Origin of the sequence: Leptospira semungkisensis, assembly GCF_004770055.1 — a bacterium.
Taxonomy (GTDB): Bacteria; Spirochaetota; Leptospiria; order Leptospirales; family Leptospiraceae; genus Leptospira_B; species Leptospira_B semungkisensis.
The window spans coordinates 1,356,411-1,371,481 of sequence record NZ_RQEP01000005.1; the positions used below are offsets into that span (position 1 = coordinate 1,356,411).

General features: G+C 41.0%; 14 protein-coding genes. 8 read left to right on the top strand and 6 right to left on the bottom strand.

Annotated elements, in window-relative coordinates; genetic code table 11:
* Positions 1 to 24: 24 nt before the first annotated feature.
* Positions 25 to 765, bottom strand: a complete 741-nt coding sequence (locus EHO59_RS06465; RefSeq protein WP_135585881.1) for a hypothetical protein — start codon at positions 763 to 765, stop codon at positions 25 to 27.
* A gap of 79 nt (positions 766 to 844) precedes the next feature.
* On the opposite strand from EHO59_RS06465, the gene EHO59_RS06470 reads away from it, so the two are divergent.
* From EHO59_RS06470 to EHO59_RS06505, 8 genes are all read left to right on the top strand, one after another.
* Positions 845 to 1,693 carry an SDR family NAD(P)-dependent oxidoreductase gene (locus tag EHO59_RS06470; protein WP_135585883.1) on the top strand — a complete coding sequence of 283 codons (849 nt, stop codon included), beginning with the start codon at positions 845 to 847 and terminating at the stop codon, positions 1,691 to 1,693.
* 1 nt (position 1,694) lies between these two features.
* Entirely contained in the window at positions 1,695 to 3,791 is a 2,097-nt protein-coding gene (locus EHO59_RS06475; RefSeq protein ID WP_135585886.1) for a 7TM diverse intracellular signaling domain-containing protein, read from the top strand.
* A gap of 239 nt (positions 3,792 to 4,030) precedes the next feature.
* Positions 4,031 to 6,094, top strand: a complete 2,064-nt coding sequence (locus EHO59_RS18175) for a 7TM diverse intracellular signaling domain-containing protein (protein WP_167882068.1) — start codon at positions 4,031 to 4,033, stop codon at positions 6,092 to 6,094.
* Positions 6,095 to 6,182: 88 nt separating this feature from the next.
* The gene (locus EHO59_RS06485; protein WP_135585888.1) at positions 6,183 to 7,487 is read left to right on the top strand and encodes an ion transporter; all 1,305 of its coding nucleotides are present in this window, start codon (positions 6,183 to 6,185) and stop codon (positions 7,485 to 7,487) included.
* An 85-nt stretch (positions 7,488 to 7,572) separates the two neighbouring features.
* Positions 7,573 to 8,013 carry a DUF1761 domain-containing protein gene (locus EHO59_RS06490; RefSeq protein WP_135585890.1) on the top strand — a complete coding sequence of 147 codons (441 nt, stop codon included), beginning with the start codon at positions 7,573 to 7,575 and terminating at the stop codon, positions 8,011 to 8,013.
* Positions 8,014 to 8,162: 149 nt separating this feature from the next.
* Positions 8,163 to 10,220: a PAS domain-containing sensor histidine kinase gene (locus EHO59_RS06495; RefSeq protein ID WP_135585892.1), complete on the top strand. Its 2,058-nt coding sequence runs from the start codon at positions 8,163 to 8,165 to the stop codon at positions 10,218 to 10,220.
* Between the two features lie 95 nt (positions 10,221 to 10,315).
* Positions 10,316 to 11,335 (top strand): MBL fold metallo-hydrolase, encoded by a 1,020-nt coding sequence (locus tag EHO59_RS06500; RefSeq protein WP_135585894.1) that lies wholly within the window; start codon positions 10,316 to 10,318, stop codon positions 11,333 to 11,335.
* Positions 11,336 to 11,433: 98 nt separating this feature from the next.
* Positions 11,434 to 11,778 (top strand): carboxymuconolactone decarboxylase family protein, encoded by a 345-nt coding sequence (locus EHO59_RS06505; protein WP_246052676.1) that lies wholly within the window; start codon positions 11,434 to 11,436, stop codon positions 11,776 to 11,778.
* A gap of 62 nt (positions 11,779 to 11,840) precedes the next feature.
* Here the strand turns inward: EHO59_RS06505 and EHO59_RS06510 are convergent, their stop codons facing one another.
* The 5 genes from EHO59_RS06510 to EHO59_RS06530 all read right to left on the bottom strand — a co-directional run bounded on the left by EHO59_RS06510 (position 11,841) and on the right by EHO59_RS06530 (position 14,969).
* The gene (locus EHO59_RS06510) at positions 11,841 to 12,449 is read right to left on the bottom strand and encodes an alpha-ketoglutarate-dependent dioxygenase AlkB family protein (RefSeq protein ID WP_135585896.1); all 609 of its coding nucleotides are present in this window, start codon (positions 12,447 to 12,449) and stop codon (positions 11,841 to 11,843) included.
* Entirely contained in the window at positions 12,436 to 12,699 is a 264-nt protein-coding gene (locus tag EHO59_RS18370) for an Ada metal-binding domain-containing protein (RefSeq protein ID WP_210413030.1), read from the bottom strand. The genes EHO59_RS06510 and EHO59_RS18370 overlap by 14 nt, the downstream gene beginning before the upstream one ends.
* Complete coding sequence (locus EHO59_RS06520) at positions 12,683 to 13,387, bottom strand: 2OG-Fe(II) oxygenase (RefSeq protein WP_135585898.1); 705 nt, start codon at positions 13,385 to 13,387, stop codon at positions 12,683 to 12,685. The genes EHO59_RS18370 and EHO59_RS06520 overlap by 17 nt, the downstream gene beginning before the upstream one ends.
* A complete protein-coding gene (locus tag EHO59_RS06525; protein WP_135585900.1) occupies positions 13,384 to 14,250 on the bottom strand; it encodes a bifunctional helix-turn-helix domain-containing protein/methylated-DNA--[protein]-cysteine S-methyltransferase in 867 nt (288 codons plus the stop codon). Before EHO59_RS06525 ends, EHO59_RS06520 begins: the two co-directional genes overlap by 4 nt.
* A gap of 77 nt (positions 14,251 to 14,327) precedes the next feature.
* Positions 14,328 to 14,969, bottom strand: a complete 642-nt coding sequence (locus tag EHO59_RS06530; protein ID WP_135585902.1) for a TetR/AcrR family transcriptional regulator — start codon at positions 14,967 to 14,969, stop codon at positions 14,328 to 14,330.
* Positions 14,970 to 15,071 lie beyond the last annotated feature (102 nt).

Genomic DNA, 15,071 nt, shown 5'->3' on the forward strand with positions numbered 1-15,071 from the left:
CTTGGCGATCCAGGATCGAGCCGATTATCGGCTCGATTCCGTTGCTACCACCGATTTGGAGAGATAGAGGATCACGATTGCAGCGAATAGCATGTCTGCAAATACGAGACCTGCCATCCATGCTTCGGATCGGATCACGAAAGTCATCATTCCTTTCACAAAGATAGGAAGAGAGAATAGGTTCAGAACAATGATCCCGATCACGAAGTTTCTCTTTCCGTTTGGAGCAGGGAACTCGAAGTTCTTTAAGAAAATATAAGTACCGATTGCAGAAAGAGCCGCTTGGATAGCAAAGCCTAACAAAGGAGCTGCGGCACTGATCCCCAATTCTGGGTTTGCAGGATCCAAGGATACGATTGGTCCGATGATAGGAGCACTCGATAAAGGAAGGATCTTTAAGTCATGGTCATGAACAAGCAGGTCTAGAATCCAATGTCCTGTTGCAGCAAGTGCAATCGCGATATAACGTGTTGCCGTGGATACTTTCAGTGATTTCAAAAGTAAGAAGAATATGATGCCGATGATGATCCCACCGCCGAGAGAGTGAGAGTATTGTTGGCTAAGTAGTTTCATATTACCGATGTAAAGAAAAGGTAACTCTACTTTCATAAATTCTAAAGGAGGGGAGAAGCCGAAAGGATTTAGATTCAATACGATCCAAACCAACTCCACTACTTCTGCTGAGATCAATAAGATCCAAAGAGGAACGTCTTTGAATTTTGATTTAACTAAAAACGCTGATGATAAGTGTCCGATGCCTGTCATTGGTGACGAAAGATATTAAAAACAATATTATATGCAATAAATAATTTGCTTAAGTATGTAAAGTTTGAAAAATTTGGCCATGGAACACATACTTATTACGGGTGTGAACTCAGGAGTCGGACTTGCGTTAACCGAAAAGTTAATCCAAGAAGGTTCCTTTGTATTCGGCAGCGTACGTTCGAAAAATCAGGGAGCGGCTCTCGCTACCAAATTTGGAAAATCATTCTATCCTTTATACTTTGATGTAACTGATGAGGCTGCTATCAGCAATGCAGTCCAAGAAGTTGCGAAGGTATTAAATGGAAAAAGCTTAAACGCTCTTGTGAACAATGCGGGAGTAGTTGTCCCGGGTCCTTTAATGGAAATGCCCGTCTCTTCTTTTAGAGAACAGATAGAGATCAACTTGATCGCTCCCTTTCTTATTTCTCAAAAATTTCTTCCTCTGTTAGGTGCGGCTAAGGATCACAAGTTTCCTCCCGGTCGGATCATTAACGTGAGTTCGCTGAGCGGAGTTCGTACCTTTCCATTTTTATCTGCTTACTCGGTTTCAAAGCATGGGCTCGAAGCATTGACTGATGGTTTTCGTAGAGAGTTGAGTCTTTATGGTGTGGACGTGATCTCTATTCTTCCTGGAGCGATTTTGACCCCCTTAACGGATAAGATCAACGATACAGTTAGAGAATTAGCGAATCGTTCAGTATACAGAGACTCACTTTTGGCTTTTATTCGAGTGAACGAGAAGAAGGCGAACTCGGGAGTGCCAATGTCAAAGGTGATTGCAGCAATATTACATGCGCTTCACAGCTCTCATCCGAAAACTCGATATTTTTTAAAAAGTAGTTTCCTTACCGACACCTTTTTGCCCAAATTCCTTCCGACTCGGATCTTCGATAAATTAATTTCAAAAGCATTAGGAATTCATACTTAATATGACTTACTCGGCCCGTATACTTTTGTTCATTTCCTTAGCTCTACTTTCTTCTCCTATATTTTCCGAGCCGGATACGTCCTCGGACATAGTTTTAACGGATGAGCAGGACCAGTACGATATTCGAAATGCTGTGTCCTTTTTAGTGGATAAGGAAAAGAATCTAACTATACGGGACGTTTTAAAGGCTGACGAAGGTCATCAATTTCAGAAGTTCGGAAAGACGAATTTCGGAATTACGAATTTTGCATATTGGGTGCGCATTCCAGTCATGAATAGATCCAAGAAAGTCAGAAACTGGTACATGGAGATCAGCCATCCGGTTTTAGATCACGTTGACTTTTATATTCCATCTGCCTCAGGATACATTCCGAAGTTTTCGGGAGATAAATTGCCGTTTCACGAGAGAGAGATCAATCATCGTAATTTTATATTCGAATTGCCTTTTGGTCATGACGAGAACGAGTCTTCGGAAGGAGTTTTTTATCTAAGAGTAGAATCAGAGAGTACGATTTCTCTTCCTCTTGAGATATTAAGTGAGAAGACATTTGCTAACCGAAATTCTACGGAGCAATTTGTATTTGGGCTTTATTACGGGCTTATCTTCGTGATGGCACTGTATAATTTGTTCATCTTCTTTACCGTTCGGGATTTAAGTTATCTTTTCTACGTGTTCTATATTGTCACGTTTGGGCTTTTGCAGATGAGTTTGAACGGGATCGCATTTCAATTTATCTGGCCGAATTCGGTTTGGATGGCGAGTTATGCTCCTACCTTCCTCATTCCTCTTTTGCCCACGTTTGTGATCTTGTTCTCCAGATATTTTCTGATTACATTCGAATATCTGCCTAGAATGGATAAGGTTCTTCTTCTTTCCAGTGCGGTCGGATTAATACTGACTATCATCTCTATCTTCGTTAAGATATCTTCTGTCTTGGGGATCCTTGCAGTCTTTGCAATGTTGAATATTCCTCTGATCTTGGGCTGTGCTATCTATACATTAAGAAAAGGTTATAGACCTGCGATCTATTATCTGACAGCCTGGCTGACTCTCTTATTCGGAGGGGTTCTTTACGGTCTCAAAGCGTTTGGTATCTTGCCTGATATCTTCTTAACGAACTACGGTTTACAGATTGGTGCCGGATTGGAAGTAATCCTTCTCTCTTTTGCGTTAGCTTCTCGTATCAACATGATCAAAAAGGAGAAAGAAGAGGCACAAGCTAAGACCTTAGAGATGCAAAAGATCCTGACGGAATCTTATGCTAGATTCGTTCCCAAGGATTTCTTAGCGAACTTGGGAAAGGAATCCATTCTGGATGTAAGGTTGGGAGACCAGATCCAAAAGGAAATGGCGGTGCTTTTCAGCGATATTCGTTCCTTTACTACCTTATCGGAGCAGATGACACCAGCGGAGAATTTTAACTTCATCAATTCTTATCTAAGTAGAATGAGCCCGATCATTCAGCGTCACAACGGATTTATAGATAAGTTCATCGGTGATGCGATCATGGCTCTATTTCAAAGAAATGTAATAGACGCCGTTTCTGCCGGAGTGGAGATGCAAAAATACCTAAAGGTATATAATGAACATCGTAATCGACAAGGCTATATGCCCATTCAGATCGGAGTGGGGATACATTCGGGTTCTTTGATGCTCGGTACAATAGGCGCCGAAGAAAGATTAGAAGGAACTGTTATCTCTGATACTGTGAATTTAGCCTCTAGGATCGAAAGCTTAACTAAGGTCTATGGATCTAGGATAGCGGTGAGTGAAAGTACCATCGAAGAGGTTAAAAAAGAGGGAAGGTTTAATTTCAGATTCTTGGATCGGGTGAAGGTAAAGGGAAAGCAAAAGCCTGTTTCGGTTTATGAAGTCTTTGATGGAGACGAGCCTGAGCAACAGGACCTGAAAATTAAAACCAGAGAATCGTATGAAAAAGGTGTGAAGGCATTCTATGCTCACGCTTTCGACGAGGCAAAGATCCAATTCGAGAAAGTGATCTCCCTTTTTCCGGATGATAAGGCCACTCAACTCTATTTAAAAAGACTATTCCCGGTGACTCATACTGCAAAAGCAGTAGAAGAAATCGAAGACTGATTCTCAAATAAGCGATCCTCCGTTTGGTGGGCTTGGATCGGCCCTCGTCTTTGTGAAATCTCTTATGTTCCGAAGAAAGAGCAATTTTGTTCTTTCCCAAGGAATATATATGTAAATCCTGCACACAGACGTGGCTATCATGGTGATGTTTCTAACGCAATTTTCATCGGTTTTCTCCTCCGCGTCGAGCTTTCAAAACGCTTCTCTCTTATTCTGTGGAGAGGTTGGGTTGTAATCACATGGCCCATCTCTTTCGGATCCTTCTACTTTCTCTTCTCATGCTTTTGGCTCATCCTAGTTTTTCAGACCAGGGAGAGTTGAGCGATATCCATCTGACAGATGAGCAAGAGCAATATGATATAACCCATTCTGTTTCTTTTTATATAGATAAGGAGAAGACACTGAAGATCGAAGACATTCTTCGTTTAGATGGGGAGAAGAAGTTTCAAAAATTAGAAAAGACCAATTTTGGAATTACGAATTTTGCATATTGGGTCCGTATTCCAATTCGGAATAATTCCAAAAATGTTCGCAATTGGTATTTAGAAGTTAGTCATCCTGTTCTTGATCATGTGGATTTTTATTCACCTGAAACGGAAGGTTACTCTGTGAAACTTTCCGGCGATAAGGTTCCATTCCGAAAAAGAGAAATCAATCATAGAAATTTTATATTCGAACTTCCTCTTAAGAATGATGGAGGAAAAGGCGAGACTGTTTTTTATATCCGCTCCGAGTCGGAAAGCACTGTCTCTCTGCCCATTCATATTCTAAGTGAAAAGACTTTTTCTAATCTGAATTCTACGGAACAATTCATATTCGGGATTTACTATGGGCTCATCTTCGTAATGGCTCTCTATAATTTATTCATCTTCTTTACCGTAAAAGATCTGAGTTATTTTTATTACGTAGTTTATATCACTGCGTTCGGACTTTTGCAGATGAGCTTGAACGGTCTTGCATTTCAATATGTTTGGCCCAATTCGATCTGGCTGGCAAGTTACGCTCCTACTTTTCTAATCCCACTTGTGACTGCGCTCGCGATCATGTTCTCTCGTCACTTCTTGACCATGTCGGAGTATATGCCGAGAGTCAATCGGATCCTTTTGATCGATAGTATATTCGGATTTGCTCTTACTTTCGTTTCCGTTTTCGCTAAAATATCTTCTATACTTTGGTTGATCGCTCTGTATGCGATGCATATCGTTCCAACTTTGCTTGCCTTTGCAGTTTATACATTAAGAAAAGGTTATAAGCCTGCTATTTATTATTTGGTGGGCTGGCTGACCCTTCTTGTGGGCGCGCTTCTATACGGATTGAAGTCCTTTGCGATCGTTCCGGATATATTTGCGACGAGTTATGGATGGCAACTCGGTGCCGGTTTGGAAGCGGTATTGTTTTCCTTTGCCTTGGCCTCTCGGATCAAGATGATTGAGAAGGAAAAAGAAGAGGCTCAGGCCAAGACCTTGCAGATCCAAAAGACCCTGAATGATTCTTTAGAAACACTTGTTCATGAACGGACTAAGACGATTGAAGAACAAAAGTTGGAAATAGAAAGAAAGGCTAAGATGATCGAAAAGGATCTAGCGATTGCGGCAAAGATCCAAATCTCCCTTCTTCCTTCGGATCCTCCTAAGTCTCGTAATATTCGGATCGCGTATCGCTGTATCCCTATGCTTCATGTAGGCGGGGACTTTGTTGAATTGATTGCGGATCGAACTGGTAGGGCCTTCGGTATTTTTATTTGCGATGTTACTGGTCACGGAACTGGAGCGGCTATGGTTGCCGCGATGGTCAAGATGGCACTTGCAGAATGGGTGGATTATCTAAGTGATCCTGGGCACATGCTTTCTAAAATGAGAGCGCAGCTAGTAGGAAAGTTAAACGGGAATTTCTTAACTGCAACCATGATCACTGTCTTTCCTGAGTCGGGTCGTCTGTTGATTGCAAATGCGGGGCATCCGGAGACGATTATCATCCGCAAGTCCACTGGGAATCACGAAATGTATAGACCTTCCGGAGTGGCGATCAACGAATTTCTATCAACGCCTCGCTACCAAACCGTGCAAACTGATCTTTCGGCAGGAGATAAACTTGTCCTATATACGGATGGATTGCCGGAAGCGAGGTCTAAATCCGGAGAGTTTTATGGAGAGGATAGGTTTTGGACCTTACTCAAGGAAAATTCCCAATTTGAGCCGGAACGCTTCTGCACTACCGTTATCCGTAAGATCCAAGACTTCACTGAAGAAGAGCAAAATTCTCACGACGATATGGCATTAGTCGTCCTAGAATATTTAGGTTAATTTCTTCTTTCCCTTATTAAAATAGGAAAGTTCTGTAGAAGGACCTCCCGCATTTCCGATATTCTACTTAGCCCTCGGAGATCCGAAGATGTTAAGTGAGAATAATAGAGTCAGAGTCTACTGGGATATACTTGTATTTATTTGCATATTCTGGGCTTCTCTGGAATCTCCATTAAGGATCGTCTTATCTTACGACCAGAATATAGTTCTCACAGGAATCTACTTCTTTGTAGATTCAGTCTTTGCCTTAGATATATTATGGAACTGTTTCACTCCGGAATATAAGGAAGGAAAATGGATCTTTGCAAGACCTCAGATCTTAAAAGATTATTTTAAGACTTGGTTTCTATTAGATCTGATTGCAGCTCTTCCTTTGGAATATGCAACTTTCAAGATATTCGGGATCCAACAATCCACTCATCCTTATCTTTATCTCGTACTCGGGATCACTCGAATCTTAAAGATATTCCGAATATCGGATATCTTACATAGGATCAATCTGGCCTTTCAGCCTACTCCCGGTATCTTACGTTTGGTCCTATTCTCTTTTTGGGCGACTGTGATCGCGCATTGGTGTGCGGTTGGATGGCTATTCGTGGACGATCGAGCGGACTACCAAACAGGAACGGAAGATTATATCAAGGCTTTGTATTGGACGGTTACAACGATCGCCACTGTGGGTTACGGTGATATCACTCCTGCGAATACGGTGCAAAGGATATATACTATTTTTGTAATGATTTTGGGAGCTGGTGTTTACGCGACCGTAATCGGTAATATAGCAAGTATATTAGGAAATCTTGATCTGGCAAAAGCGGCTCAACTTAAAAAAATGGCTCAGGTGGATTCTTTCTTAAGGGCAAGAGGGGTATCGTCGGAATTGCGACGCAAGGTTCGAGATTATTATATGTACGTGATCGACAGGGGCTGGGGAGAAGATGAAAATCATCTATTGAACGATCTTCCCATCTCGTTAAAGAGAGAAGTAAAGATCCGGTTGCATAGAGGTCTATTGGAGAAAGTGCCTTTCTTGAAAGGAGCGGATCCCGCGTTGGTCACAAATCTCATCTTCTTATTAAGACCGGCCATCTATTTGAAGGGGGACACTATCTTTCGAAAGGGAGATATGGGAGATAGCTTATATATTCTAAGCGAAGGCTCCGTGGATATCATGAGTGACGACAACACTATATTCCTAACTCTTATAGAAGGGCAGTTTTTCGGAGAACTTGCATTGATTACAGAAGAACCGAGGGCAGCTACGGTTCGAACGAATTCAATCTGTGAGATCTATACTCTGAATAAAATGGATTTTAATCGGTCTCTCGAACTGTTTCCAGAATTTCGTTCGGCGATAGAGAAGTCGGTTTCGAGCATAAAAAAGCATTCTTAAAATACAATTCGATCTTGGAGTATCGAAAATACTTGACCTTCTCCTTTTACAGGCTAAAAACTCGGGCTTATAAAAAGGAGAATGTATGCTTCCCGTAATTCACATAAATTATTTAGCTATTGCAGCGGGTATTGTTTCCAATGTTATCATAGGATTCCTATGGTATGGACCGCTTTTCGGTAAGCCATGGATGAAGGAAATGGGTTTAGAGAATATGGAACCGAATACTAAAGAGATGTTTAAGTCTCTAGGTTTTATGATTTTCGGTTCCTTCTTAACTGCTTTCGTATTGTCTCATAGTATTTTAGTTTGGAAACCATCCTCTTGGAATTTACAAGCAGATGCGCCGGCTTGGATTTACGGAGCTTATGCAGCAGTCTTTACTTGGATCGGTTTCTATATTCCTTTGCTTTTAGGATCCGTTACCTGGGAAGGAAAATCATGGAAATTGTTTTTTATCAACGCTTTCTACTATCTGGTTTCTCTTTCTGCAATGAGTTTCATACTTGCAGTTTGGCCTGCCTAAAATAGCATAACGTATATTCTTTTGGCCATTTGGCCAAATAGTTTCTGAAAATCAAAGAGGCGAAGTTATATCTTTCGGATCTTTCTTCGCTTCTTAAATCGAAACTTACAATTGAAAATCCAATTATTCTTTGGATCGGTTCCTCTCGATTGTCTCTAAAAAAATGGCATAAAGCAATTCTCTCCGTTCCTGCCCTTGTGGGGATTCTTGTAATTCTCGGTTGGGCCTTCGATTTGGAACTTTTAAAGAGACCAAGGCCAACCTGGGCAGCCATGAACCCTATGTCGGCTTTCGCTTTCATTGTGATTAGCCTGATCTTATTATTATTTTCGAAATTTAAGGCTGAGAAGAGACATGCCTTTCTTCTGCGGATTATTTCTCTTTTTCTGATTGGAATCGGTTTGAGCAGACTGATCGCCGTTTTAGGAGGTTGGGATTTAGAAATCGATCAAATCCTTTTCTCAAAGGAATTAGCAAAGGATATTATGAGTGGGGTCCCGAATCGAATGGCACCAAACACTGCATTCGATTTCTGTTTATTAGGATTCTCTTTTCTATTAGCCTCTTTCAATAGTCGTTATCTTAAATCGACGGCAAATTATTTTTCATTCGTAGCTCTGTTGGTAGGCGTCTTCTCAGTTATGGGATATTTGTACCAGGTAAAAGAATTCTACGGAATTTTTTCCTTTAAGCCTATGGCGATCCATACTGCGATTTGCTTTATCGTAGCTTCTCTTGCTTTTTTGTTTCAGAATGGGGATTACGGGTTCATGCGGGTATTTACGAGTACTTATTCTGGGGGAAGGATCGCAAGATTCCTTGCTCCTTTCGTGATCCTTGTTCCTGTCATCTTCGGTTTCATTCGAATTTATTTGCAGCATCTGCATCCGATAAGCGTGGAGCTTGGAGTAGGGATCCTAATGACCGGGATCATTCTCTCCTTTTTTACTCTAGTTTGGTTTATTTCTTCGGAATTAAATAAGACCGATTTAGCTAGGACAACTGCAGAAGAGAAGCTTTCAAGTTTGAACCAGGACTTAGAAAGAATGATCCAAACAAGGACTATGGATCTCTATAAAAGCGAGAATCGCTTTCGTACAATCATAGAACAATTTCCTTATCCGGTTCTAACTTATACTCCTGAAGGAGTTTGTACTGGCGCAAATCTTGCTTGGGAGGACATGTGGGAGGCGAGAAGAGATAATTTAGTAGATTATAATATAATAAATGATCCTCAAATAAAATCTTCCGGTTTACTTCGCTGGGTAGAAATGGCGTTTAATGGGGAGCCGGCTGTCTCTGAACCATTTGTTTACGATCCTCAAGGGATTGGGAAGGGCGGAAGACCTCGTTGGTTACAGTTGATCTTTCATCCAATTAAGAACACTGCAGGTGTCTTGCTAGAAGTGATTACGGTGCAACAAGATATCACTGCGAGCAAAGAGGCAGAAAATCAAATCCGTTCTCTAAATAACGATCTAGAAGAAAGAGTGAAGCAAAGAACTGAACAGTTGGTGCTAGCGAATAAGGAACTCGAATCTTTTTCCTATTCCATATCTCACGATTTACGTGCTCCCATCCGAGGGATCAGCGGATTTACTCAGATCTTGTTAGAAGATTATGGTCCGCAATTAGATGCGGAGGGCTTACGGATTATCGGAAAGATCATAGAGAATGCAAGGCAAATGGGCCAACTCGTGGATGATCTTTTGGAATTCTCTAGATTGGGAAGAACTGAATTGACCCAGAGAGACATTCAGATGAAGGAATTGGCTCTTTTCATATTCAATGAATTAAAGAATGCAGAATCTAAGAGAGAGATAGAATTCGAAATTTCTAATTTACCTGCGATCAAAGGGGATCAATCCGTTATTCGGCAATTATGGGTGAATCTCATTTCAAATGCGATCAAGTATACTCGCAAGAAAGAAAACGCTAAGATCGAGATCGGCTACAAAGAAGAGGAAGGAGAAGTGATTTTCTTTGTTAAAGATAACGGGGCCGGATTCAATATGCAATATTACCATAAACTATTCGGGGTCTTTCAAAGATTGCATTCCAATATGGATTTTGAAGGCACAGGTGTAGGGTTAGCGATTGTTAAACGGATCGTATCTCGTCACGGGGGAAGGATCTGGGCAGAATCCAAAGAAGGAGAGGGGACTACTTTTTATTTTACATTGCCCGGAAATTCGGAATCGAACTGATCCGTCGATCCAAAGAAATGCATTCTTGAATTCTACTTGGCAGAACTGCTACCTACTATCAACCTGTGGGAGTTTTTACAAGAGGTGTCCGAAGAATGAGGCGTAAATTTTATATTCGATTTTTCTGGATCCCTGCCATCTCTCTACTCCTATTACAAAATTGTTTAACTCCTTCCGGAAACATTTTAGATTACAAAGAACATTTTGCGGCAAATGATCCGGAGATCTTAAGTTCTAAGATTCCCTTAGGAAAAGTTAGAGTTACATTCTTAGGAACGAGTTCTCTTCTTTTGGACGATGGAGAAACTCAAGTCTTAACCGACGGGTTCTTTTCTAGACCATCTTTATTCAGAACCGCCTTTACAAAGATCTCATCTAATGGGAGTGAGATAAAATATGTGATGCTTCTTGCAGGCATAAAAAAGCTAAAGGGAATTTTAGTGTGTCATTCGCATTATGATCATTCTATGGACGCTCCTTTCATCGCGAAAGAAACGAATGCAAAATTATACGGTTCTATTTCCACTCTAATGATTGGTAGAGGGGAAGGTGTTCCTGAAGAGCAGTTAATCCTTTTCGAGCCGGGACAAAAGATTCAGATCGGAAAGTTTAAGATCACGGTTTTAGAATCCAGGCACACTCCTCCTTTTCGTATATTAGGAAAAACAAATGCTTCCGACCCGAATCGACCTCACTTGACCGAGCCTCTAAAGCAACCTGTAAAGGCAGAAGATTATATTGAAGGAGGGACTTACGATTTTCTTGTCGAGCATGGAAAGAATTCAATTTTGATCAAGGGCAGCACAAACTATATCGAAGGTGCATGGAAGGACCTAAAAGCAGATGTTCTCTTTTTGGGAGTCGCAATGCTCGGAAAATTAGACCAAGATTTTCAGGACAAATATTATACGGAAACGGTAGGAACTGTTCATCCTAAGATCGTAGTTCCAGTGCACTGGGATAATTTTTTCAAACCGCTTACCGAACCATTGGAGCCGAATTTGAGCATAGGCGACGATGTAAAGAAGGGAATGGAGTATATGATCCGACGAACCTCCCAAGATGGGATCCAGTTCAATATCTTAAGGGGATTCGGAAGTATTCTCTTATTTTAATCATTTCTTTACATCGGTTACAAAGAAATCCTTATAGAATTCTCCAAGGAGGCTTTGTAGGATGTCCAACCTAATATTCATAGGAAGGTATCTTATATATGATGCTCGATTGGAACGATTACCAAACTCAACTCAAGGCGGCTATGACCGAAGTAGCTCATCTGAATCCTGAAATCATCCGAGGATATAGAGGCTTGAGTGAGGCTGGCGCAAAGACCGGCTTACTAGATCCAAAAACGAAAGAATTGATCGCAATTGCAGTTGGGGTCACTCGTCAATGCGATGGATGCATCGTAACTCATGTGGATGCCGCTATGAAACACGGGGCCACAAAGGAGGAAATTACCGAAGCACTCAGTGTGGCAATTACGGTAAACGCTGGTGCAGCACTCGTTTATTCTACTCGAGCCTTGGATGCGTTTAAGGCCAAATCATCTACTTAATAAGAAGATAATATAAGAACCAGGTTAATTTCAGCTTTCGATCCTTATCAAAGTTTTATTCTTTAATAAGGATCGAGTATGGTCCTAAATGTAAGATTGATTCTTTGCGTAAGAATTCTTTTAGATTTAGGCAAGGAATGCAGCCAATTCGTTTGAGTTTCTCCTTTCATAATTAATAGGCTTCCATGTTCTAAGAACAAAGATATCTGTTCGCCCGATTTTTTATGTTTGAAGCAGAACTTTCTTTCTGCCCCAAAGCTTAAGGATGCGATTATGGTATTTTTCCCCAGCGATTTTTCATCGTCGCTATGCCAGGCCATTCCTTCGTTCCCGTTATGATATAAGTTTAAAAGACAGGAATTGAAAACGAATTCAGATTTTTCTTGCACGAGATTTTTTAAGAATATAAGGCTCTCCGTCCATGGAAGCGCTTTCTTTGTAGAATTCGAATATGTGTATTCGTAGCTTGAATCTCCGTACCAAGCAACCTTTCTGTTCGTAATGATCCTTTTGCCGAAGATAACGGCCTCATCGTTTTGCCAGACAATATCTTGAAGAAGGATTTTCAAAAAAATATCAGATCGATCAGGATTGAGAATCGATCCATAATAATTCACAATCCCGTCGTAAGGTAAAAGATTTGTAGAATGATCTTGTTTAAATAATTCCATTCTTCCAGACCTTGTATTTTTCCTTTAAACAATGGCCGCAGGGACGAAAGCCGTTTTTTAAGGCTTCTCTCTCTGATTCGAAAAAGACACGGTTTCCAATTTTCATTCTTTTCCCGGATTTGCAACGCAAGGTCCCGTATATTTTTAATTTTAAGTTTCCTGCATATATGATCTTTTTGGTGCGGATCAATCTCAGCAGATGCAATCGGTCCAAATCGGTATGTATAATCATATCACGAAACTGCATCATGAAAAATGACACCCATTGCGTATCTGTTTCCGCTCAGAACTTCGCTTACGCCGTGTCGCATTTGCGATTTATAAAATCCTTTGCTTCCTTTGACGGGTAAAAAATTCGTAGTAAGGATCAGCATATCACCTTTTCGAGGTTTTAAAACGATAGCTTTCGATTGTGCTCTGGGTCTGGTTTGGGTCAGGACAAATTCGCCTCCCGTATAATCTTTTTCCGGTTCGCTAAGGAAGAAAACCAATTGGAAAGGAAAATATACTTCTCCGTATAAATCCTGATGTAACGTATTAAATCCACCGGTTTGATACTTTAAAAGCAATGCGGTCGACAAAGTTTGCCCGTGTGATTCACAAAGCTCTTGCAGTTGGCCGATGGAATTCGGAAATCGAATGTCCGAATTCAGAAGTTCCATCCAGTGATTTGCAAGCGGAACCAGTTTCGAATAGAATTGTTCTTTAATAGATCCTATCATCTCCGGCTCCGGTTTATGAAAGTATTTGTATTCACCGGAGCCGAATCGAAATCGTTCCATGGAAACTGTTTTACGAAATAATTCAGCAGATCCGTAATCCCTGATCAGTTGCTCGCAGTCGGGATGGGATAAGATCTGCGGAATCAAAGCAAAACCTTTTTCATTCAGAATATCTAATGAATCTCGCCAGTCGATTCGGTCGATTTTCAGAATCATAGATCGTTTTGATCCGCATCGTTCAAATTCATACGACTTGCTTCCCAGCCGATCATTGCTACCTTGCGAGAACTTCCCCAATGATATTCTCCAAATTCTCCCGAAGATTGGATCACTCGATGGCAAGGGATGAGAAACGCCACCGGATTGCTTCCGATTGCAGTACCAACTGCTCTAGATGCATTTGGCCGATCTAGTCTCTTTGCAATCTCTCCGTAAGTCGAAAGTTTTCCCATCGGGATCTTAAGAAGTGTTTCCCAGACCTTGATTTGGAAATCAGTTCCTTTCAGGTGGAGTTTGATCTTATTCAGCTTCTTCCAATCGTGAGTGAAAATGAAGAGAGCATTTTGCTGGATCATATCCACGGTCTGAGTGTAATTTGCATTCGGAAAAATTGTCTGGAGGTCCTTGAACGACTTCGTATCATTTTCAGAAAACGAAATATAACAAATTCCTTTAGTAGTCGAGGCAACTAACAGTCTGCCAAAAGGAGTTTCCGCAAAGCTATAATTGATTGAGAGGCTCGTTCCCCCGTTCTTATACTCGCCAGGAGTCATTCCTTCAATATTCATAAACAGATCGTGAAGCCTGCTCGTCCCGGAAAGCCCCGATTCAAAAGCAGTGTCCAAAAGAGAGAACTTATTCTCTTTCAGAATTTTCTTCGCGTATTCAACGGTAGTGTATTGTAGGAACTTTTTAGGACTTACTCCCGCCCATTCGGTAAACATTCTTTGGAAATGATGGGGGCTGAGATGCAGCTCGTTGGCAACCTTATCCAAAGAAGGTTGGGATTTGAAATTCTTGCGAATAAAGGAAATCGCTTTCTCTATCCGATTGAAGTCTGTAATTTCTTGGTCTTTCATACGAATGATAATAAGATAAAACCGGGTTTCGAAAAACCCGATACTTGCTATTTTTACGCTTAAGAGAAAAACATGTTTCAGGCCAAGAGTGTCCCTTCCTTAGAGATGGATTCCAAATAAGATTTCATCTTCTCCCGAAAGAATAGGGACAATTCCGGATTTCCAGAGCCTTTCAAGAAGCCGTAGACTCCTTCATGAAACATTACTATAAATGAGGCCGCTTCCTTTGCATTTACATCTTTGCGGACGAATCCAATTTCTTTTGCTCTAAGAAGTTCTTTTTCTAATCCTTTCACCCAGAGTCTTAACGCTGATCTTAGTCGCGTACGAAATCCTCCGTCCACAGGAGACATCTCCTGCATAAAATTATTCAACGGACATCCGTAACGAAGCAACTCCGGCTTTGTATCGCAGATATGCATTTGCATCAAGTCCAGTATACCTTGCAAAGGATTTTCATAATCTCTAAGAGGCAGGATCCATCGATCCAAGATCAGAGGGCGTATCACTTCTTCCACTACTGCATAACCCAAAAGGAATTTGGTTGGGAACTGGTGATAAAATGCTCCTTTGCTCAGGTCTGTTTCTTTGACTAGCTCGTCCATGCTAGTTGCCTGGAATCCGTACATGAAGAATTTCTTAAAAGCGGTATAGAGAATACGCTCTCTTGTTTTTTGCAGATCCCTGGTCTTAGCGGGTTGTTTTGCTGCTTTCTTCATCTTCCAATCAGTGGGAACTCTCTTACTACATGAGGCTTTTATGCCGGATCTGCAACAAAAAAGGATAAAAGGAAATATTTTTCTTGTAACATACTAAATGGT